This window comes from Neotamlana laminarinivorans (genome assembly GCF_020523925.1).
In the GTDB taxonomy this organism is placed as follows: domain Bacteria; phylum Bacteroidota; class Bacteroidia; order Flavobacteriales; family Flavobacteriaceae; genus Neotamlana; species Neotamlana laminarinivorans.
On sequence record NZ_JAJAPW010000005.1, the window covers coordinates 1 to 22,961 of the forward strand.

The window sequence follows — 22,961 nt, forward strand, 5'->3', positions numbered from 1 at the left end:
CCATTAGCGCCGATGGTACTACACTCGTGGGAGAGTAGGTCGCCGCCTTTTTTAAACCCTTCACAACACTGTGAAGGGTTTTTTGTTTTTATTCCCTTTTTAATAATATTTAAGATTTTATATAGTTAAGCATTCATATAAAATTTGACTTTTTCTTGCACATTATTAAAAATAAAGAATATTTATGTGTTGATTATGGTTAGCATTTTAAGTAAATAATTAGGTGTTAAATTTTAGAGTATCTAGTAAATGGGGTTAATAATATTTATTATTATAGAGAAGATAAAGGAGATCATTATTACGTTTCAAAAGGTAATGATGTATTATATGAACTGAAAAATAATGAGAAAACTGTATTAATTGTTGGTGTAACTTATATTAAAGAAAATAAGGAATATATAGGAGCGTTAAAACATTTTTTCAAGGAAAGTTCCTAGAATAATAAAAAACGTTTAAAATATAGCGCTAAAAGATAAATCATTAATTGATATTACGAAGGACTATCATAATGAAGTTTGCCTAGGCCAAATATGTTTAGTTTATGAAAAATCAATATCAAAAATTAAAAACAAATTTGGTTTACTTGTTGGTTTTAATGTGTTCTCTATTTCAGATAATAATGTAACTTATGAGTATTATTTTAGGAATAGTAACTTTAACTTTTCAATAGCACCAGCAATAGGAGTATATTATAAAATTCATCTTACTAGATTGAATGAAAAGCTTTTTTACAATATGAGGGTGTTTTCTCTTACTTTAAACAAACTAAATCTAATATCTATACAGAAGAAATATTTTGTACAAATTATTATAATAATATTAATTATGAACAATATGGATTTAATAATGATAATCTGTTTAAATATGAATTGCCAAATAAAAGAAAATTTAATCCCATACTTTCAATAGGTGTTTTTTTTAATTATTCTTTAGCATATGAATATAATCGAGATTTAGAAGTTAAATTTTTATCTGTTTATAAAAGATCGTCAGAAGAATTTGAATAAAGTCCTCTTTCAAAAATTGATAATTGATATTGGATTTGGACTAAAAACGGTTAATATTAAAAGTAAAAAGCCATTCTTTGATATTAAATATAGAAAAGGTTTTGGTTTATTGGAAGGAGTCTCTACAGATTGCTTTTTAGTTAATGTTGGTATGCAAATTGGAAAATAATTTATATAATAAAAAAATCCCGTAAACAAATGTTTCGGGATTTTTTTGTGGTACCTCCAGGAATCGAACCAGGGACACAAGGATTTTCAGTCCTTTGCTCTACCAACTGAGCTAAGGTACCTCGCTAAAGCGGTTGCAAATATATATTCAATTTTGTTATTTGCCAAAATAAAATTGCAAAAAATTTAAATTATTTTTCAGTTAAATTATATTTATTTGAATTTTAATAATTTATGTTAAAGTCAAGTATTATTATTTTCGTGTTTTATAAATTTACTGCCAATTTTACGGTATGAAATTAATTATAGATGTTGGAAATACTTTTATTAAACTAGCTATTTTCAATAATGGAACTTTATTATTTAAGCAAGTAATTACAGAAAACACGTTTTTTAGCGCTGTAGCACAAATTAAAGAAACTTATGAAGATACTAATGTAGCTATAATTTCTTCCGTAGGAAAACTTCAACCAAACAGCATAACATTTTTAAATCAGAATTTTAAATTGCATGAATTGTCGGTTTCATCAATATTACCATTTAAAAATTTATACGCAACACCATATACTTTGGGGGTAGATCGATTAGCTTTAGTTTTAGCTTCAATAAAACACTTTTCAAACAAAAACGTGTTAATTATAGACGCAGGAACTTGTATAACTTTCGATTTTATAAATAACCAAAATGAGTATTTAGGAGGCGCTATTTCACCAGGTTTGAAAATGCGTTACCAAGCCTTGCATAATTTTACAGCTAAATTACCGTTGTTAAAACCAGAAAAGCCTAAGCATATTATAGGTAATTCAACAACGCAATCCATTCATTCTGGTATTGTTCATGGCGTTTTAAGTGAGTTACAAGGTGTTGTTAATAAGTATAAAATTAATTATAAAGATTTAAAAGTTGTTTTAACAGGAGGAGACTGTGAATTTTTGTGTGAAAATTTAGAAACAAAAGTTACTGTATTACCAGATTTTTTATTAGAAGGACTTAATTATTTTTTAGATTTAAAATTAACTAATTAGTAATTCTAATTTAAAATTTAATATAAATTGAAATTTTTTGGCACGTAATTTGGTAATATGTTAATGAAAAAGGAATTTTAGACTATAAATTATTAATGAATTAATTTTAAGCTAAAGTTTAATATAAACAAGTGTTTTGATAGTTTCTAATTAACCTTATCTTTGAGCGATAAATTATGGAAAATAAAACACGACTAACAGCATAAATTTATTTAATTATCATGAAGAAACAATTTACACTATTATTAGCAATTTTATTTGTTGGGTTAAACTATGGGTTTGCTCAACAAAATGAAGAATGCATGGCGAAGCTATCAATATTTCATGAGTATGTAAAAGCTAAAAATTATGATGCAGCATACGAGCCCTGGATGGCCGTTAGAAATACCTGCCCAAAATTTAACAATGCAATTTATATAGATGGAGAAAAAATTCTAAATCATAAAATAGATAATTCTTCAGGAGCAGAAAAAGTTGCTTTTATAAACGATTTATTAAAACTTTGGGAGCAACGCGCAGAGCATTTTGCAAGTAAAACACCTAAAGGAGAATATGCTGCTAAAGCAGGTCAATTATTATATGATAATAGAAAAGAGCTAGGTAAAACAAACGAAGAGTTATACGCTGCTTTCGATGCCGCTTTTAAAGAAGATAAAGCGTCGTTTAAAAACCCTAAGAGCTTATATACATATTTTTCTTTAATGGTTGATTTATATGATGCTAAAAAGAAATCGGCTGCCGATTTATTTAATAAATATGATGATGTAGTTGAAAAAGTTGAAGAAGAAGTAGGAAACTACTCTGAATCTTTAAATAAACTTATAGCCAAAGATTCTACAGGAAAAACCTATACCAGTAAAGAAAAGAATTACAAAAGATATTATGAAAGTTATTTAAATGCCTACGATCAAGTTTCAGGAAGTATTGATAGTAAATTAGGAGATAGAGCAAACTGTGATAATTTAATTCCTCTTTACGAAAAAGATTTTGAAGCAAACAAAGATAATGCTGTTTGGTTACAACGTGCAGCTGGTAAAATGAGTGAAAAGGAATGTACTGACGATCCTTTATTCTTTAAGTTAGTAAATGCATATCACGAGTTAAGCCCTTCTGCTAATTCTGCTTATTATTTAGGTATATTAAAAGATAAAGATGGAGATTCAAACGGAGCTATAGCTTTTTATAAGCAAGCTATTAGTTTAGAGACAGACGACTTTAAAAAAGCTAAATTAAACAAGCGTATTGGTTTAAAACTTAAAGGTAAAGGTCGATATGGGCAAGCTAGATCTTTTTATAGACAAGCTTTAAAGTTAAATCCATCTGATAAATCACCACATATTTCTATAGCTGCCATGTATGCATCTAGTGCCAATAGTTGTGGGGATACTCAGTTTAATAAAAGAGCTGTATATTGGTTAGCAGCAGATGAAGCAAAAAAAGCTGGTAGTATGGGGTCTAAATCTGTAGAAAGATATACTGCCCTTGCGCCTTCTAAGCAAGATGTTTTTAGTTCTGGTCGTGCAGGAGAAACTATTAAAATAGGTTGTTGGATTGGTTCTTCAGTTAAAGTGCCAAATATTTAATGGTAAAAAAAAATAAATATATAATTAAAAACATAGTCATAGCAGCAGCTGTGGCTATGTTTTTTTCTTGTAATAATAGTTTATCAAACGTTCAGAAAATAGGAATTTCAGAAAACGAACCTATTGGCGAAGAGTATAATTCTAACTTAAAATATACAGATTCTGGTAGAGTAAAAGCAAACTTAATAAGTACCAAGTTATTCGATTATACTAACAGAGACTTCCCGTTTCATGAATTTACCGACGGAGCAACTTTATATATTTATGATAACGAGAATCGTAAAAGTACTATTGTTGCAGATTATGCGTATGTTTATACCGAAACCGATTTAATTGATATGCGCAGTAACGTGGTAATAACAACACATGATAACCGAGTTTTAAAAACCGATCAACTCTATTACGACCAAAGTAAAGAGTGGTTGTATACAAATAAGCCCGTATCGTTTAAAACCGAGCAAGACCTTATAAATGGTAATGGTTTCGATTCTAACTCAAAGTTCACTAACGCAGAAGTACTAGAGGTAACAGGTATAATTACGCTACAGGAAGAAGATTAAAAACTTTCGCTTAGCATTCTTCAAAATTAAGTATCTTTGCCGCATAAAATAATTCGTTTCAATTCATGAAATATTATAAAATATTCCAATATGCTTATTTAGTATTTGCAGTCTTATTTCTTTGGGATGCCTTCACAAAATTTGGAAATAACCCAACAGGAGCCTACATATCTATTGGCTTATCAGTTTTAGCTGTTTTTATTTTTTTCTTCAGAAGAAAATTTAGTAAAAAGTACGACAATAGAGATAACTCAAAGTAAATGAGTATTTACGTTGTTATTATAATAGCTTCCTTAATATTATCAGCCTTTTTTTCAGGCATGGAAATTGCCTATGTGTCATCAAATAAAATTCATATAGAAATTGAAAAAAAGCAAGATGGTGTATTAGCAAAAATTTTAAGCAAAATTACGGCAAAACCTTCAAAATTTATTACTACTATGCTTATTGGTAATAATATAGCTTTAGTAATTTATGGGTTTTTTATGGGCGATTTATTAGTAAATTGGTTTCAGTCGTTATTACCAGTTAGTAGTAACTTTTTAAACTACTTACTCACAGATTTAAGTTTACTATCACAAACTATAATTTCAACCTTAGTAATATTAATTACAGCCGAGTTTTTACCAAAGGTATTTTTTCAAATATATGCTAATACGCTAATAAAAGCATTGGCAATACCAGCATATCTATTTTATATGCTATTTACTTTTATATCAGATTTTATTATTTGGATTTCGGATATTATTTTAAAACACCTTTTTAAAACTGAAGGCGACCAAATACAAATGGCATTTACAAAAGTAGAGTTAGGAAATTATATAAGTGAACAAATGGAATCTGTTGAAGAGACTGATGATGTAGATTCCGAAATTCAAATATTTCAAAATGCTTTAGAGTTTTCAGATGTAAAAGCACGTGAGGTTATGGTGCCACGTACCGAAATTATAGCTGTAGAAATTAACGACTCTATTAAAAATTTAAGTGCTCTTTTTACAGAAACAGGTTGTACCAAAATTTTAGTGTATAAAGATACTATTGATGATATTTTAGGATACGTACATTCTTTTGAACTGTTTAAAAAACCTAAAAGTATAAAAGCTATGATGCTTCCTGTCGAGTTTGTTCCAGAAACCGTATTAATTAAAGATGTATTAGGTGTACTAACAAAAAAACGTAAAAGTATTGCTGTAATTTTGGATGAATATGGTGGTACATCTGGTATAATGACGGTTGAAGATATAGTTGAAGAATTGTTTGGTGAGATTGAAGATGAACATGATTCTATTGATTTAATAGAAGAAGTAATTAACAACGAAACCTTTAAATTTTCAGCACGTCTTGAAGTCGATTACATTAACGAAACTTACAAATTAAATTTACCCGAAAGCGAACATTACGAAACCCTTGGTGGTTTAATTGTTAATCACACAGAAGAAATACCACAGCAAAACGAAGTAGTTAAAATAGAACAATTTCAGTTTACTATTTTAGAAGTTTCAAATACTAAAATAGACCTAGTTGAAGTTAAAGTTTTAGATGAAAATTAAAATAATAGCTACTACTTTTATTATTGAATAGAAAATGGTATTTTCGCGCACGATATTTTTGCTAGATATAATGTTTGGCAACCAACTTAATAAGTAATCCTAGGTAAAAAAAGGGTTTAAAAAAATCAAATTTTCAAATGGCAGTTTTAAATAAGATAAGACAACGCTCACTAATTTTAATATTAATTATTGCATTAGCGTTATTTTCTTTTGTATTAGCAGATTTGTTTAAAAACACTGATGCATTAACTTCAAAGTCGCAAAATATAGTTGCGACAATTAATGGTAAAGAAATTTCTCGTGAAGACTTTCTTCAAAAAGTAGAAGCACTTCAACGTCAAATGGGACCAAATGCAACCAATTCTCAGGTAATGAATCAAGTTTGGAGTCAAGAAGTACGTCAAGCTGTTATGGAAACACAATACGATGCTTTAGGTATTACTGTAGAGAAAGACCAAATGCGAGATTTACTTAAAACCGCTTTAGCCTCTAGTCCAGAATTTTTAAATGAAGCAGGTTTATTTGATGAAAACAAATTAAATGAATACATCGCAAACTTAAAAGAAACATCTGAAGCTGGTTACCAAAGCTGGATTAATTATGAAAATCAAGTAGCAGCAAACGCGCTTCAACAAAACTATTTCAACTTAGTAAAAGCAGGTTTAACAGGCACCTTAAACGAAGGGAAATTAGAACATAAATTAGAAGGTAATAAAGTAGATGTAAAATATGTACAGATTCCTTACAGTAAAATACCAGACAGTACAGTTACTGTAACTAAATCTGAAATATCTGCCTATATTAAAGATCATGAAAAACAATTTCAAGTTGAAGCTTCAAGAGATATTCGTTTTGTAGAATTTAAAGAAGTAGCTTCAGTTGAGGACGAAACCAATATAATCAAGGAATTAACTTCATATAAAAATGGAAGATTTGTTGACGAAACAGGAAGAAAAGATACTGTTGTTGCTTTTTCAAAGGTTAAAACTAATGCAGATTATATAAATCATACAGCAGCTTCAGATATTAAATTTGACGAGCGTTTTATATTCAAAAATAGCCTGCCAACAGCAGTTGCAGATAGTATTTATAAATTAAATGAAGGAGAAGTTTACGGACCTTATAAAGACAACGGATATTTTAAAATATCTAAAGTAATTGCTGTAAAACAAATACCAGACTCAGCTAAAGTACGTCACATTTTAATACCATTTATAGGAGCACAAAGTGCAGCACCAGATGTAACTCAAACCGATGCTCAAGCAAAAGCTACTGCAGATAGCTTATTAACCGTATTAAAAGCAGACAAATCTAAATTTTCTGAGTTTGTTACAACGTTTTCTTCAGACCAAGGAAGTCTAACTAAAGAAGGACGTTACGATTGGCACCCATACAACACTATGGTTCCAGAATTTAATACATTCGAATTCGAAGGTAACGTTGGAGATTTAGGGGTTGTAAAAACTGTTTTCGGTTATCATATTATTGAAATAGAAGGTCAAAAAAATAAAAAGAAAGCTATTCAAGTAGGAACAATAGCAAGAAAAATAGAGCCGTCTGAACAAACCACAGATAAGCTGTTTAGAGATGCATCAAACTTTGAAATAAATGCTGCAAAGGGAGATTTTGATGCTATTGCCAAAGAAAACAAATATGCTGTAAAACCTGTAAATGGAATAAAAGCTTTAGATGAAGCTATTCCAGGAATAGGAAACCAACGCCCTATAGTGCGTTGGGCTTTTGATGTAGAAGCAGAAGTTGGAGATGTAAAACGTTTTAACATAACTGGAGGTTACGTAATAGCACAATTAGTAGCTAAACATAAAGCAGGATTAATGTCTGTTGAAGAGGCTACAGCAACTGTTCTTCCTAAAATTAAAAAAGAAAAGAAAGCAGAAATTATTCGTGAAAGAGTTAAAGCCAATACGCTTGAAGCTTTAGCTTCTGCAGAAGGAACAAGTGTTAGAACAGCTACAGGTATTAACATGAAAACACCAACAATTTCTGGAGCAGGTCGAGAGCCTTTAGTGGTTGGAACCGCTTTTGGATTAAGCGAAGGTGAAACTTCAGGACTTATAGAAGGAGTAAATGGTGTTTATATGGTACAAGTAACTAAAATAACACCAGCAGTAGAATTAGAAAATTACCAAGCTTCAGCTAATCGTGTTGAACAACAAAAAGCAAGTGCGGTTGCAAGTAAATTATACAATGCTTTAAAAGAATCTGCCGATATAGAAGATAACCGTGCTAAGATTCAAATTCAATAAAAAAGAATTTATTCATATTTAAAGCCTCGTTTCACGAGGCTTTTTTTATAACTATTTATTATTAATTAATAAGAACTGTTTATAATTTAGTTGTTAGGTTTCTAACAAAAAAACTACTTTTGTAATATCTAAAAAGAAATTCAATATGTCAGACACAATAGAAAAAGTAAAATGTTTAATTATTGGTTCTGGGCCTGCGGGTTATACCGCTGCTATTTATGCAGCTAGAGCGAATATGAATCCAGTATTATATCAAGGAACTCAGCCAGGTGGTCAGTTAACAACTACTAACGAAGTTGAAAATTTTCCAGGTTATCCAGAAGGTGTTACTGGGCCTGAAATGATGCTACAATTACAAGCACAAGCACAGCGTTTTGAAGCCGATATTAGAGATGGTTGGGTTACTAAAGTAGATTTCTCTGGAGGTGTACATAAAGTTTGGGTAAACGAAACTAAAGAAATTCATTGCGATACTGTAATTATATCAACAGGAGCTTCTGCTAAATATTTAGGTTTAGATTCTGAGCAAAAATATTTAAAATTAGGTGGAGGAGTTTCGGCTTGTGCTGTATGTGACGGATTCTTTTACAGAAACCAAGAAGTTGTAATTGTTGGAGCAGGAGATTCAGCATGTGAAGAAGCACACTATTTATCTAAACTTTGTAAAAAAGTAACCATGCTTGTTCGTAAAGATGAGTTTAGAGCATCAAAAATTATGGCAGATAGAGTAAAAAATACCGACAACATTGAAATTTTGTTTAATACTGAAACTGAAGAAGTTTTAGGAGATGGACAAGTAGTTAATGGAGTTCGTGTATTTAATAACAAAACTCAAGAGAAACAAGAATTAGATATAACCGGATTTTTCGTTGCAATTGGGCACAAACCTAACACAGATATTTTTAAAGATTATTTAGAATTAGATGAAACAGGTTACATTATAAATAAACCAGGAACATCTAAAACAAATATAGAAGGTGTTTTTGTTTCTGGTGATGCAGCAGATCACGTATACAGACAAGCTATTACAGCTGCAGGAACAGGTTGTATGGCAGCATTAGATGCAGAACGCTACTTAGCAGCTAAAGATGCTTCGTTTGAAGTTTCTACTTCTACGTATAACTAACAAACAAAGTTATAAATAAACAAAAAAGGTAGTTTTTTAAAGACTACCTTTTTTGTTTTGTACATATAAAAAAAATTATTTTCTTTGAGCACTTAAAATCGGGATGTGGCGCAGTCCGGTTAGCGTACACGGCTGGGGGCCGTGTGGTCGCAGGTTCGAATCCTGTCATCCCGACTAACCTAAAAATAGGTATAACCAAAACACTGTTAATTATATTATTATCGGTGTTTTTTGTTTTTTACTTTTATTTGAAATCAAATTAAAGCGATATAATTTCAGTTTAATTTTTTGAGATATTTGCAAAAGTATTGATATTTATTTGTTTAACTAGTTTATTGCTATTTAAAAAACACAACTTCATACACACGTTACCTAAAATTAAACTCGTCGATACAACTTTTTGTTTTAAATAAAAGAAGGAGATTAGTTCATGTAGGAGTTTTTTGATATTAATTGTAATGTATTCTTTTAAAATTACAACTAGATAATTCAAGTTATTTAATCTTATTTCTTAACAATATATCGTTATGGTTTTGTTATAAGAATAACAGAACGATGTTTTTTGTACTAAAATTTATATAAATATGTATTTCGTCATCTAAAAATCGGCTTTAGTCGTAAATCTCTTTGTATAAATAAAACCTACAAAATGAAACAAAAATTATGTCCCCAAAGACACCTTAGGAAACCATTAAAAAGCTTTATTATTGGTTTGTTGTTATCAGTTACATTCATTAGTCAAGTTCAGGCTCAAAGTGATTTGGTGCCTTCTGATTTATTAAATGCATGGAATTCTAACACAGTCAATAATACTACTTATGCGCATTGCGAACAATGGAAAATCACTTATCCGACTAGTGAAGAAGATAAAACCTTATGCGGAGAAGATAACAATGAGTTTTTTTATGTAAATTCTTCTAATGATGGAATTGTATTTTATGCCCCTGTACGATCTGATAATGGTACTACTCCAAACTCTAACAACATACGTTCTGAATTACGAGAAAGAGAAATTGATGGAGATTCAGATAAATACTGGACTACAGAAGGTAGGCATGTTATTTACGTAAAACAAGCAATTACTCACCTACCTATTAATGTAAACGAATTAGTGGCAACACAAATTCATGGAAACAAATCTGAAGGAATTGATGATGCTTTGGTTGTAAGACTTGAAGATAAACATCTTTTTTTAAGTTTTAATGGAGGTGTTTTAAGAAGTGATGTAACAATTACTAATAATTATCAATTAGGAACTTTGCATGAGGTTATTTTTGAAGTACTAGATGATAAACACTATGTATATTATAGTGAAGATGGTAATTTAAAAGCAGCATACCAAAACGGTACAGCCTCCTCTTATTTAGTGAAAGATGATGGTGATGCTGTATTAATGGATATTGAATATGATGATGCTTATTTTAAAGTTGGTAATTACACACAAAGTAATCCTTCAAAAGAAGGAGATGATACAGACGATCCTGATAATTATGGAGAAGTAGTTGTTTATGATATGTATGTAGATCATGCAGATGAAGCTATTGTTACACCAATTACTTGTAGTCTAACCGCTCCTTCAGGATTAACAGTAAATAATGTATTGAAAACCGAAGCAACTTTAAGCTGGAATTTTAATACTACTGTAGATCACTATAACGTTAGATATAGAGAAGTAGGTAGTTCTGTTTGGGTAACTGAATCTTCTATTACAGCAGGAAGTGTTACTTTAACTGGCTTAAATGAAGACACAAATTACGAATGGCAAATTAGAGCAAAATGTGCTGATGATACTGGTTCTGATTATTCAGATGCTCAAGGTCCAGACTTTAAAACAACTTCGGCAGAAACAATCTGTAATGCATCTGCTCCTACAGAATTAACAGTAACTAACGTATCGGTAACCGAAGCAACTCTAAGCTGGAATTTAGATAATACCGTAGACTATTACAACGTTAGGTATAGAGAGGTTGGTAGTTCTACTTGGGTAATTGAATCTTCTATTACATCAGGAAACATTACTTTAACAGGCTTAAATGAAGATACAAATTACGAATGGCAAATTACAGCAAAATGTGCTGATGATACTGGTTCTGATTATTCAGATGCTCAAGGTCCAGACTTTAAAACAACTTCAGCAGAAACAAACTGTAATGCATCAGCTCCTACAGAATTAACAGTAACTAACGTATCGAAAACCGAGGCAACTTTAAGTTGGAGTTTTGATACTACTGTAGATCACTATAATGTAAGATATAAAGAGGTAGGTAGTTCTACCTGGATTACTAAATCTTCTATTAGAGTAGAAAGTGTTATTTTAACAGACCTAAATGAGGCTACAGATTACGAATGGCAAATTAGAGCAAAATGTGCAGATGAGACTGGATCTAATTATTTAGATGGTTCAGGACCTAATTTTAAAACGACATCTGATTTATCTTCAGAAGCTTGTAGTGATACACCAACTGGATTATACGTTAGCAATTTAACGAGTGATAGTGTAACTTTAAATTGGGATTATAATTCTAGTGTAGACCACTATAATGTTCGCTATAAAAAAACTGGAGATTCCGATTGGAGATACGTTGAAAGTATAAATGCAGGGAGTGTAACATTAACTGATGTTAATACAAGTTCTACTTACGAATGGCAAATTAGAGCAAAATGTGAAGACGGTAGTGGTTCAGATTATAATGATGGTCAAGGGCCAGACTTTTTACCACCATCTTCAGATGAAATCTCTGTAACTCCATCATGTAGTGATACACCAACAGGACTATATGTTAGCAATTTAACGAGTGATAGTGTAACTTTAAATTGGGATTACTATTCTAGTGTAGACCACTATAACGTACGCTATAAGAAAACAGGAGATTCCGATTGGAGATACGTAGAGAGTATTAATACAGGGAGTGTAACATTAACTGATGTTAATACAAGTTCTACTTACGAATGGCAAATTAGAGCAAAATGTGAAGACGGTAGTGGTTCAGATTATAATGATGGTCAAGGGCCAGACTTTTTACCAACATCTTCAAATAAAAGTATTCAATCATCCATTATTGCATATACAAGTTCATCTAAAACTAACTTAATTGTTAAAATAGATGATACTACAAACACCCCAGAGCAGTCAATAAAAATATTTAGTATTTATGGAAGATTAGTTTATGAGAAATCAAATATTGAGTCTTCTAATGGCGAAGTTCTGTACGATATTAATATTGAAGATGGAATATATATAATTATGCTATTTAATAAAAATGGTGAAATTATAGAATCTAAAAAAGTGATGAAAAATTAAGATAATTTAAATCTTAATACTTTAACAGATGCTTGTATCAATAAGGTAGGTGTATTTTATAAATATATCTACCTTATTTAGTTTGTGTATAATGGGCAGACAGAAATTAAAACAAAATACTTTATAATAGCTATAAATGCTATTCCAAATAAAATAATTAAAGTTCTTTCAATTGTTTATTGCGTTTTGTTATTTAGCCTTGAAATAATTTTTTCAAATATATTAAGCTAAGGTGAATTGAGATAATATTAACTTAAAAGACGCCTAAAAACAAGTTGAAATTTCAGCGATATAGGAAAAATAAAAATATACCATAGGTAGATAGGTTTATTATTAATTTGGAGTCTTAGCCTAATTGTAATAAAAATAAAAAAAGCTGTAAACTAATGTTTTACAGCTTTTTTTATTTTTATTAAATTTTTACTTTTTTTCAGCTAGACCTCTAGTTAACCAACCTCTTCGGTTTGCAGTTACAATAGCATAAGGTGTAATCCAGAATAAACTAAACGTGTATAAAATACTGTAGGTATATGCCCAAATAGCTTCTTTAATTTTATATCTGTACGAATAAAATGCTACTGAAAATGTTGAGTAAATTAAAATAGTAACCAATGTAGACCCTAGGAATAAAAGTGGATGTACAGCAACAAAAAATAGCATGAAAATTAAAAACGGAAAACTCATTATTAACTCACTAACGTGGCTTATAAACAATAACCTGCTACCTAATTTATTTCCTTTTCTAAAGTTTTTAAAAATAAATTTAGACATTTCAATAGATTCTCTAACATTACTTCTTCCCCAACGTATAAACATTTTGTATAAACCAGTGTATTTATCTGGTACATTGGTAAAAGCTACTGCGTTTCTTTGAAAAAGTACATGTTTTCCTTGTTTTAGTATCATGTTAGTTAAGGCACGATCTTCACCAATATCTGATGGCTGTCCCATAAAGGTTTGATTAATCCAATCGTTTAAACAATTTAATACAGATTCTTTTTTATATGCAGCTAAAGCTCCAGGAGTACAAAAAACCGATTTTAGTGTGCTTTCTGCAGATCGAACAAACTCAAAACTTAATACAAAACTTACGTCTAGCATTTTTGGAAGCAATTCTTTGCTATTGTTTAATACCCTAATGTTTCCAGCAACAGCTCCACAGTTTTTATCTTTTATAAATGGGCTTACCAAGTTTTTTAAAGTATCTTCTGTAACAATAGAATCGCTGTCTACAGTTACAAAAACATCTCCCGTTCCTTTTTTAAATCCGTAATATAACGCATGGCGTTTACCCATGTTTTTTGGTTGTTGGTGAAGCTCTAAGTTTTCACCTAAAATAGCTTTTGCTTTTTGCATCCATTGCCAAGTGTCATCTTTACTGCCATCATCAACAGAAATTAATTGAAACTTATCTTTAGGGTAATCACTTTTGTTTAAGCTCATTAAAGTGTCAAAAACTTGTCGACTTTCATTATAAGCAGGAACTATTACGGTAATTTTTGGTAATTCTTTATTGCTTACAGCTTCAATAGGTTTGTATTTAAAATATTTGAAAAACATATATAGAAAAAAGAAAGCCTTATAAATAAATAGGGCAGAAGCAATTATTAGAAAAGAGTAACCAAGAGTAGAGCTACGTCTTTGCTCATTAAATTCTATAAAGTCTTCATGAAAAACATAAAAAAATGAGATGCCTAGCAAGATGAGTAAAAATGTACTAGTTAGAACTATTAGGTTTGAATAATTCCCTGATTTAATTTTATTACTTGTAGATTGTAAATTTGATAGCATAGCGTTGATTGTGATTTTTTCTTACACCATCATTTACGCTACGAGTTGTTATTTAGATTATATTTTAGAATTATTTAACATAGCTCTAAAATAAAGCCTCAATTAGATTTCTAATTGAGGCTTTTATTAACTATTTATAAAACAATACTAGTCTCTGTTATTGTTTCTTGGTTTTCTGTCGTCACGACGGTCACGATTTTTATTATCCTTACTACGGTTGTTATCGCGTTTAGGTCTTTCTTCCCAACCTTCTGGTTTTGGTAAAATAGCTTTTCTGGAAACTTTTTCTTTACGCGTTCTTGAGTCTATACCAAAGTATTTAACATCAAAAACATCTCCCATATTTACAACATCGGATACGTTTTCTGTACGTTCCCAAGCTAATTCACTTACGTGTAATAAAACCTCATTTCCTGGAGCTTCAGTATATTCTACTACTGCACCAAAATCTAACATTTTAATAACTTTTACTTCGTAAATGCTTCCAACTTCTGGTTTAAATAACATAGCATCAATACGAGCTAAAACAGCATCAATACCTTTAGAACCTACACCTAAAACTTCAACTATACCTTCTTCTGTTACTGGATCTTCGTTTATTACAATTGTAGTTTCAGTTTCTTTTTGTAATTCTTGAATGTTTTTACCACCAGGACCAATTAAAGCTCCAATAAATTCGTTAGGAATACGTCTTGTAATCATTGTTGGTGCGTGATCCTTAACTTGAGCATTTGGAGTTTTGATAGTATCGGTAATTTTACCTAAAATATGTAAACGACCATCACGTGCTTGTTTTAAAGCATTCACAAGAATTTCGTATGATAAGCCTTTTACTTTAATATCCATTTGGCAAGCTGTAATACCGTCTGCAGTACCAGTTACTTTAAAGTCCATATCACCTAAGTGATCTTCATCACCTAAAATATCAGATAATACAGCGTATTTTCCTGAATCAGCATCAGAAATTAATCCCATTGCAATACCAGAAACAGGTTTCTTTAATTGCACACCAGCATCCATCATTGCCATTGTACCTGCACAAACAGTTGCCATAGAAGAAGAACCGTTAGATTCTAATATCTCTGAAACCACACGTACTGTATACGGGCAATCTTCAGGAATCATGCCTTTTAAGGCGCGTTGTGCTAAGTTACCATGTCCTACTTCACGACGCGATGTTCCACGAATTGGTCGTGCTTCACCAGTTGAGAAAGGAGGGAAGTTGTAGTGTAAATAAAAACGTTCTTCACCTTCATATGATGGCATATCTATTTGGTTTGCTTCTCTACTTGTACCTAAGGTAACTGTAGCTAAAGCTTGAGTTTCTCCACGAGTAAATATTGAAGAACCGTGTGTAGATGGTAAATAATCTACCTCACACCAAATTGGTCTAATATCTGTAGTTTTACGTCCATCTAAACGCAAACCTTCATTTAATGTTAAATCTCGTACAGCTGCTTTTTCTGCTTTCGAGTAGTATTTAGAAATTAATCCGCCGTAATCTTCAACTTCTTCTTCAGAAAAACTAGCGATAATTTCTTCTTTAATTTCTGCAAATGCAGCACCTCTTTCATGTTTAGATGATCCTGCTTTAGCAACAGCATACACTTTATCGTATGCCATATCGTGTATTTTCTTAGCTAATTCTTCATCTTCTCTTTCTGGTTCGTATTCACGAACTTCTTTTTTCCCGAAGGCTTCAGCCAATTTTACTTGTGCTTCACATTGTACTTTAATAGCTTCGTGAGCAAATTTAATAGCTTCAGTCATTTCTTCTTCAGAAATCTCATCCATTTCACCTTCAACCATCATAACAGAATCGGCAGAAGCACCAATAACCATATCGATGTCACTTTCTTCTAACTGAGAAAAAGAAGGATTAATAATAAATTCACCATTGATACGACCAACTCTTACTTCAGAAATTGGGCATTCAAATGGGAAGTCTGATAGTTGAATAGCAGCAGATGCAGCCAAACCTGCCATAGCATCTGGCATAACTTCAGGGTCGTGAGACATTAACTGAATCATTACCTGAGTTTCAGAATGGTAATCTTTTGGGAACAGTGGACGTAAAACACGGTCTACTAAACGCATTGTTAAAACCTCACCGTCGCTTGGTCTTGCTTCTCTTTTGAAGAAACCACCAGGATACCTACCCGCAGCGGCAAATTTTTCTCTGTAATCTACTGTTAATGGTAAAAAATCTACATCAGCAGATTTGTAATTGGAAACAACTGTACATAATAACATACATTTTCCAGATTGTACTACAACAGAGCCGTGAGCCTGTTTTGCTAGTTTTCCAGTTTCGATGGAAATTTCTCTACCATCACCAAGGTCTATAACCTCTTTAAATGTTTGTGGAATCATAAAATTTTAATTCTTATTTCAAGCTTACTTTAGCTTGAAACATGTTAAACAATGGTCGTTGTGTTGTTGTGTAGTTGTTGTTGTAGACCAATGAAAAACTGTAAAAGCTTCTTCAATTTCGGTAGTTATACTCGCCCGAAACGAGTGTATATAAATTAAAAAAAGAGGCGCGAAGCCTCTTTTTTAATTATTTTCTTAAACCTAATTCTTTAACTATAGCACGATATCTTAAAATATCTTTCTTAATTAAATAATCTAGTAAAGAACGACGCTTACCTACTAGCTTTACTAACGAACGCTCTGTGTTAAAATCTTTACGATTTTTTTTTAAGTGTTCTGTTAAATGGTTAATTCTGTGCGTAAATAACGCGATTTGACCTTCTGCAGAACCAGTATCGTTTGACCCTTTACCGTGTTTTGCGAAGATTTCTTCTTTTACTTCTTTAGTTAAATACATGCTAATATTTTAAAAATGATTTTTATGTACATGAAAGGCTTTCTTTCAAGCGGCAAATATAATTAATTAATTGCTTTTTTATTTACTTATTTGTGGTTTTTTTATAAGTAGTATAAATCTTGTTAAAAAACGACAAACGGTAACTTTTTTATGTTAAATTTTTTTACATTTGGCATGCGATGGCTAGTAAGGAAAGAAGCGTAAAGCTTGATACATATAAGATTTTTGAAAGTATATTTAATTATGCTAACGGAGGTATTGCCATTGTTAGCTTAAAGGGCGATTGGATAAAGGTTAATGACAGCATTGAAAAAACTCTTGGCTATACTAAGGAGGAATTATACAAAATAAGGTTTCAAGATATTACTCATAAGGATGATTTGGATAAAGATCTTTCCCAAATGCATGCTCTATTAAATAATGAGATTGAAAGTTACCAAATGGAGAAACGTTATTTTCACAAAGCGGGTCATATTATTTGGGCACTTTTATCAGTTTCATTAGTTAAGGATGAACTTGGAAAACCGTTACATTTCATATCTCAAATTCATGATATTTCTAATCAAAAATCTGCAAATAAAGATTTTGAAGTTATGCTTGATGTAGCTAAAGAACAAAATTCCAGATTGTCTAATTTTGCTAATATTATAACCCATAATTTAAGAACTCACGCATCAAATCTAGAAGTTTTATTTGGATTTATTGAAGAGGAAGATGCGAATCTAATTTTAAAAAATGATAATTTTAAATATTTAAAAGAATCTATCCTTAATTTAAATGAAACGGTTTCCCATTTGTCTGAAATAGCCAAAATTCGAGCAGTCTCCGAAACTAAAATGAAATCGTTAAGTTTACAGTTGTATGTTAAAAATGCTATATACAACGTTAGTGCAATACTTAAAAAGAATAACTTTGAAATAGTTAATAACATTAATCCAGATCATCACTTAAAAGCTATACCTGCTTATTTAGATAGTATAATATTAAATCTTATAACGAATTCTATAAAATATAGAAGTAAAGAAAGACAAGGTAAGGTTGTATTATCTAGCTATACAGAAAATAATTTTATAGTTTTTTCTATAAAAGATAATGGTATTGGTATAGATTTAGAAGCACATGGTAAAGAGCTTTTTCAAATGTATAAAACATTTCATAGAAATAAAGATGCTATTGGTTTGGGGTTATTTATTACCCGTACACAAGTAGAATCAATGGGAGGCAAAATTACTGTTGAAAGTGATGTAAATATAGGAACCACATTTAATGTTTTTCTTAAAAATGCTGAAACTATTTTGTAGTTACTACCTGTTTCTCCAGAAAAAAGGAGTTAACAATATAAGTACTGTAAAGAGCTCTAAACGCCCTATTAGCATTAAAAACGAGGCCCACCATTGCCCTAAAAGTGGAATGGCGGCGTAATTATTTACAGGTCCAAAATCTCCTAAAGCTGGTCCTACATTTCCTAAAGTAGATGCGGCTAAACCAATTGCCGATTTATAATCTATACCAAACATAGAAAACACCAAGGCTCCAATTATAAACGATAGCATATACAGAATAAAGAAGCCTAAAATATTAAATACAATACCGCCTTCAATAGCTTTTTTATTGTATCGAACAGGTATAATAGCGTTTGGGTGTAATGCACGTTTAAATTCTAAAAATCCATTTTTAATTAAAATTAAATGGCGTACTACTTTTACACCTCCAGATGTACTTCCTGCAGAACCTCCAAGAAACATAATGCCAAAAAAGAATACCATTAAAAATGGAGTCCATAAGGTATAATCTGCAGAAACAAAACCAGTAGTTGTAATTACACTAATGATTTGAAATAAAGCATGCCTAAAAACACTTTCTGCTTTTCCCCAAACCATCGGATGATTAATAGAAGACTCTGTTAAATCGGCTTTAAAATAGATAATAACAGATGCTATGATGGTAAAAATTAATATAAATTTAAAATATAACCTAAGTTCTTCATCACGTAACGCCTTTTGAATTTTTCCTTTGAAAGCAAAATAACTTAATACAAAATTAGTTCCTGCTAAAAACATGAATAGGATTATTATGTATTGAATAATAGGTTGGTCGTTCCAGTAAGCCACACTAGCATTTTTTGTAGAAAATCCTCCGGTGGATAGTGTACAAAGCGCATGGTTTATAGCATCAAAAAACGACATACCTGCTAAACTTAAAAATAAAGTTTCTGCTGCGGTATATCCAAAATAAATTAGCCATAAGCGTTTTGCTGTATCTGTAATTCTTGGGTGAAGTTTATCTGCGCTAGGGCCTGGAGCTTCAGCAGCAAAAAGTTGCATGCCACCAATGCCTAAAAGCGGTAGAATGGCGATTGCCAATACAATAATACCCATGCCACCAATCCAGTGTGTTAAGCTACGCCAGAATAATACGCCTTTAGGTACGGCTTCAATATCATTTAAAATAGAAGCACCCGTAGTGGTGTAACCCGACATGGTTTCAAAAAATGCATTTGTAAAATTTGGTATGCTATCTGTAAAGATATAAGGTAAAGAACCTGATAAAGACATTATTATCCAACCGAAAGTTACTACAATATAACCTTCGCGTTTATTCATTTCTTTAATATGATTTTTTGTAAAAAACATAACAATAACACCAAGAAACAAAGTGGTAATACCTGCTAAACCAAGTTGGCCAGTTACGCCATCTTTATAAAGAAAGCTTATTAGAGTAGATAGTAGCATAAACGCCCCATTAAACAATAATAGAGAGCCTAAAAAGTAAAAAATGATTTTGTAATTAAGTTTCATTTTGAGGTTTTAGCGGAATAATTTTTCTACGCCTTTAATAGATTGTAATAAGCTGCAAACTACTACACGGTCGCCTTCTCGAATTTTAAAATCACCAAGAGCAATTTGTCCTATACCATCTCGAATTACGCCGCCAATAATGGCAGATCGAGGAAAATCTAATTTTTTTATGTATTTGTTGCAAATTTCAGATGATGCCTTAACTTCAAATTCTAACAACTCAGCATTCATGTTGTTAAGCTTTGTCATGGCAACAACTTCACCTTTTCTAATATATCTAAAAATATTATTAGCAGCCAGAAGTTTTTTATTAATTAAAGTTTCAATACCAACGGATTGGGATAACTCAAAATAGTCCATGTTTTCTACTAAAGCTACCGTTTTTTTTACGTCTTTAGACTTAGCTACTAAACAAGACATAATGTTAGTTTCAGAGTTTTCACCTACAGCAATAAAGGCATCCATGTCGCTTATGTTTTCTTCATCTAATAATTGAACATTTCTACCATCGCTATGTATTACAAGAACTTTGGGTAAATCGTCAGCAATATCAAAAGCACGTTCTTTATTTTCAACAAAAAGTTTAACATTAAAACCTTTTTCAGCTAAATCTCTTGCGGTTTTAAACCCTATTTTGCTTCCACCTAAAACCATTACGTTTTTAATGTCGCGGTTAGCTTTACCGGTTAATCGGCATAGCTCTTCGCCTCCGTTTTCTGTAGTTATAAAAACTACGGTATCCCCTTTTTGAAATTTGGTATCACCTCTAGGAATAATTGTGTATTGTGCCCCAAAACGTTGAATAGCAATAGGAACAAAATGAATTTCAGGGAAAATTTTAGCAGCTTCTTTAACTGTTTTACCAACAAATAAAGCCGAACGAGATAGAACAATTCGAGCCATTTTTAAAGCGCCTTCTTCAAACTCGTAAGCATCTGTAAAAGAAGATTGTTTAAGAGATAATTCAATTTCTGATGCAGCTAAAGATTCTGGCGATATAAGCTCGTCTATACCAAATTTGGTAAAGCCTAACTCTTCTTTATGCCTAATAAACTCTGTATTTGTAATTCTAGCAATGGTTTTGTCTGAACCTAATTGTTTAGCTAAAACACAAGCCGTAATATTAGTTGTTTCACTTGAGGTTACAGCTATAAAAAGGTCGCTGTTTTCTACTTGCGCATCCTTTAAAATAGCTCTAGAAGTAGAGTCGCCTCGAATAACCTTAATATCTAAATGCGTATCGGCATAGGCTAAGCTATCTTTATCTACATCTATTAGCGTAATTTCTTGCGATTCGTAAGATAATAATTTGGCTAAATGAAATCCTACTTCACCAGCACCTGCAATAATTATTTTCATTTTCCAGTATAATAAAAAGTAGTGCAAATATAGTACAATTAGGTTTTTTGAATAAAATTAATTCGATATAATTCCTTAATAGCCTTTGTGCATTAGTTTTATAAAAGGTTATCTTTGCATAAAAAATATATAGTTTGTTAAAAGTTAAACCTTATAAAAATAGCGACCTAGGAAAAAAAGAACAGGTAGCAAAAATGTTTGATACTATTTCTGAAGATTATGATGGGTTAAACCGTGTAATTTCTTTTGGTATAGATGTTAAGTGGCGTAAAAAAGTTGTAAAAATGGTAGAGGCAGCTAAGCCAGATTCTATTTTAGATATAGCAACTGGTACAGGAGACTTAGCTATTAATTTATCGCAAACTTCGGCCTCAAAAATAGTAGGATTAGATATTAGTGCAGGTATGCTTGAGGTGGGTAAAATAAAAATAAAAAAGAAAGCCCTACAGAATAAAATTGATATGGTTTTAGGCGATAGTGAAAATTTGCCTTTTGAAGATAATAGTTTTGATGCTATAACAGTAGCCTTTGGGGTTAGAAATTTTGAAACTCTAGAAAATGGATTAAAAGAAATTTTAAGAGTTTTAAAACCTGGAGGTACGTTTGTAATTTTAGAAACTTCTGTGCCAACCAAAACACCGTTTAAACAAGGGTACAATATTTATACAAAACATATAATGCCAATGATTGGTAAAATATTTTCTAAAGATAGAAGTGCTTATAAATATTTAAGCGAATCGGCTTCTGTTTTTCCTTACGGAGAAGCGTTAAACAATATTTTGCGAAAAATTGGGTTTATAGATGTTAAAGATTTTCCACAAACTTTGGGTGTGGCAACTATTTATAAATCATCGAAGTGATAATATGAAGCATTTTTTTGCAGTTGTAGCGTTTTTATTTGTTATTCAAAATTCTCAAGCACAACTTTTTAAAAAGGAAAAAGTAACCTATGATGCCAATCAAGGAAGAGGAACAACCGATAATAATTTACTACGTTGGGGCTATTACTTAGGTTTAAGTTCGTACGATTTTAATTTTGATTATTACGAAGATTTACGCGATGTTTATGTTAAAAGAACTGCAGGCTTTAATGTAGGACTTATTGGAAATTTAAGAATTAATAAGTTTTTAGATTTACGTTTAGAGCCAGGGTTGGTTATAACCACCAGAGAGTTAAATTATAGCGAAGAGTATTTTCAAGATTTTGCAGACTTAGGAAGCCATGATTTGGTTCGTGAAGTAAAATCAACCTACATACATTTTCCGTTGTTATTAAAAGTTTCTACAAAGCGTGTAAATAACTTTAAGCCATTTGTAGTTGGTGGTGTTTCTACAGCTATTAATTTATCTAGCAACGAAAGTAACCCAGAAGATAATAGTAGTGGACAGTTTAGAATGACTAAAAATGCCTTTTTTTATGAGCTTGGGTTTGGTATAGATTTTTATTTACATAATTTTAAATTTACACCATCGGTACGAGGTGTTTTTGCCCTTAGTGATGAGTTAGTAAGAGACGAAGACCCAAACAGCCCGTGGACTAGTAATATTGCTAGTATGAAAACTCGTGGCGTATTTATAAATTTCACATTTCAATAA

At 31.2% G+C, this 22,961-nt stretch carries 16 protein-coding genes and 2 tRNA genes; 12 read left to right on the forward strand and 6 right to left on the reverse strand.

Annotation, left to right across the window (positions count from 1 at the left end; translation table 11 throughout):
* Positions 1 to 1,224: 1,224 nt before the first annotated feature.
* A tRNA-Phe gene (locus LG649_RS11905) sits at positions 1,225 to 1,297 on the reverse strand.
* Between the two features lie 171 nt (positions 1,298 to 1,468).
* Here LG649_RS11905 and LG649_RS11910 point away from each other — a divergent pair.
* From LG649_RS11910 to LG649_RS11955, 9 genes are all read left to right on the forward strand, one after another.
* Positions 1,469 to 2,200, forward strand: a complete 732-nt coding sequence (locus LG649_RS11910) for a type III pantothenate kinase (RefSeq protein WP_226544039.1) — start codon at positions 1,469 to 1,471, stop codon at positions 2,198 to 2,200.
* A 221-nt stretch (positions 2,201 to 2,421) separates the two neighbouring features.
* Positions 2,422 to 3,783 carry a hypothetical protein gene (locus tag LG649_RS11915; RefSeq protein ID WP_226544040.1) on the forward strand — a complete coding sequence of 454 codons (1,362 nt, stop codon included), beginning with the start codon at positions 2,422 to 2,424 and terminating at the stop codon, positions 3,781 to 3,783.
* Positions 3,783 to 4,343: an LPS export ABC transporter periplasmic protein LptC gene (lptC, locus tag LG649_RS11920; RefSeq protein WP_226544041.1), complete on the forward strand. Its 561-nt coding sequence runs from the start codon at positions 3,783 to 3,785 to the stop codon at positions 4,341 to 4,343. Before LG649_RS11915 ends, lptC begins: the two co-directional genes overlap by 1 nt.
* Before the next feature lie 65 nt (positions 4,344 to 4,408).
* Entirely contained in the window at positions 4,409 to 4,603 is a 195-nt protein-coding gene (locus tag LG649_RS11925; protein ID WP_226544042.1) for a hypothetical protein, read from the forward strand.
* The gene (locus LG649_RS11930; protein ID WP_226544043.1) at positions 4,604 to 5,893 is read left to right on the forward strand and encodes a hemolysin family protein; all 1,290 of its coding nucleotides are present in this window, start codon (positions 4,604 to 4,606) and stop codon (positions 5,891 to 5,893) included.
* Positions 5,894 to 6,030: 137 nt separating this feature from the next.
* Positions 6,031 to 8,160: a peptidylprolyl isomerase gene (locus LG649_RS11935; RefSeq protein ID WP_226544044.1), complete on the forward strand. Its 2,130-nt coding sequence runs from the start codon at positions 6,031 to 6,033 to the stop codon at positions 8,158 to 8,160.
* A gap of 145 nt (positions 8,161 to 8,305) precedes the next feature.
* Positions 8,306 to 9,286, forward strand: a complete 981-nt coding sequence (trxB, locus tag LG649_RS11940; RefSeq protein ID WP_226544045.1) for a thioredoxin-disulfide reductase — start codon at positions 8,306 to 8,308, stop codon at positions 9,284 to 9,286.
* 99 nt (positions 9,287 to 9,385) lie between these two features.
* Positions 9,386 to 9,460 (forward strand) — tRNA-Pro (locus LG649_RS11945).
* 475 nt (positions 9,461 to 9,935) lie between these two features.
* Positions 9,936 to 12,587, forward strand: a complete 2,652-nt coding sequence (locus LG649_RS11955) for a fibronectin type III domain-containing protein (RefSeq protein ID WP_317197663.1) — start codon at positions 9,936 to 9,938, stop codon at positions 12,585 to 12,587.
* A gap of 420 nt (positions 12,588 to 13,007) precedes the next feature.
* Here LG649_RS11955 and LG649_RS11960 read toward each other — a convergent pair whose 3' ends face one another.
* From LG649_RS11960 to rpsO, 3 genes are all read right to left on the reverse strand, one after another.
* Positions 13,008 to 14,378, reverse strand: a complete 1,371-nt coding sequence (locus tag LG649_RS11960; RefSeq protein ID WP_226544046.1) for a glycosyltransferase — start codon at positions 14,376 to 14,378, stop codon at positions 13,008 to 13,010.
* Positions 14,379 to 14,525: 147 nt separating this feature from the next.
* Complete coding sequence (locus LG649_RS11965; protein WP_226544047.1) at positions 14,526 to 16,751, reverse strand: polyribonucleotide nucleotidyltransferase; 2,226 nt, start codon at positions 16,749 to 16,751, stop codon at positions 14,526 to 14,528.
* Positions 16,752 to 16,938: 187 nt separating this feature from the next.
* Positions 16,939 to 17,208, reverse strand: a complete 270-nt coding sequence (gene rpsO / locus LG649_RS11970) for a 30S ribosomal protein S15 (protein ID WP_226544048.1) — start codon at positions 17,206 to 17,208, stop codon at positions 16,939 to 16,941.
* A 179-nt stretch (positions 17,209 to 17,387) separates the two neighbouring features.
* Between rpsO and LG649_RS11975 the strand changes: the two genes are divergently transcribed.
* Complete coding sequence (locus tag LG649_RS11975) at positions 17,388 to 18,509, forward strand: sensor histidine kinase (RefSeq protein WP_226544049.1); 1,122 nt, start codon at positions 17,388 to 17,390, stop codon at positions 18,507 to 18,509.
* 3 nt (positions 18,510 to 18,512) lie between these two features.
* Here LG649_RS11975 and LG649_RS11980 read toward each other — a convergent pair whose 3' ends face one another.
* Positions 18,513 to 20,006 carry a TrkH family potassium uptake protein gene (locus LG649_RS11980; protein WP_226544050.1) on the reverse strand — a complete coding sequence of 498 codons (1,494 nt, stop codon included), beginning with the start codon at positions 20,004 to 20,006 and terminating at the stop codon, positions 18,513 to 18,515.
* 9 nt (positions 20,007 to 20,015) lie between these two features.
* On the reverse strand, positions 20,016 to 21,365 hold the full coding sequence (gene trkA / locus LG649_RS11985; protein ID WP_226544051.1) for a Trk system potassium transporter TrkA: 1,350 nt from the start codon (positions 21,363 to 21,365) through the stop codon (positions 20,016 to 20,018).
* Between the two features lie 134 nt (positions 21,366 to 21,499).
* Here trkA and ubiE point away from each other — a divergent pair, with 134 nt between their 5' ends.
* Positions 21,500 to 22,225: a bifunctional demethylmenaquinone methyltransferase/2-methoxy-6-polyprenyl-1,4-benzoquinol methylase UbiE gene (gene ubiE, locus LG649_RS11990; RefSeq protein ID WP_226544052.1), complete on the forward strand. Its 726-nt coding sequence runs from the start codon at positions 21,500 to 21,502 to the stop codon at positions 22,223 to 22,225.
* A gap of 4 nt (positions 22,226 to 22,229) precedes the next feature.
* Complete coding sequence (gene porT / locus LG649_RS11995; protein WP_226544053.1) at positions 22,230 to 22,961, forward strand: type IX secretion/gliding motility protein PorT/SprT; 732 nt, start codon at positions 22,230 to 22,232, stop codon at positions 22,959 to 22,961.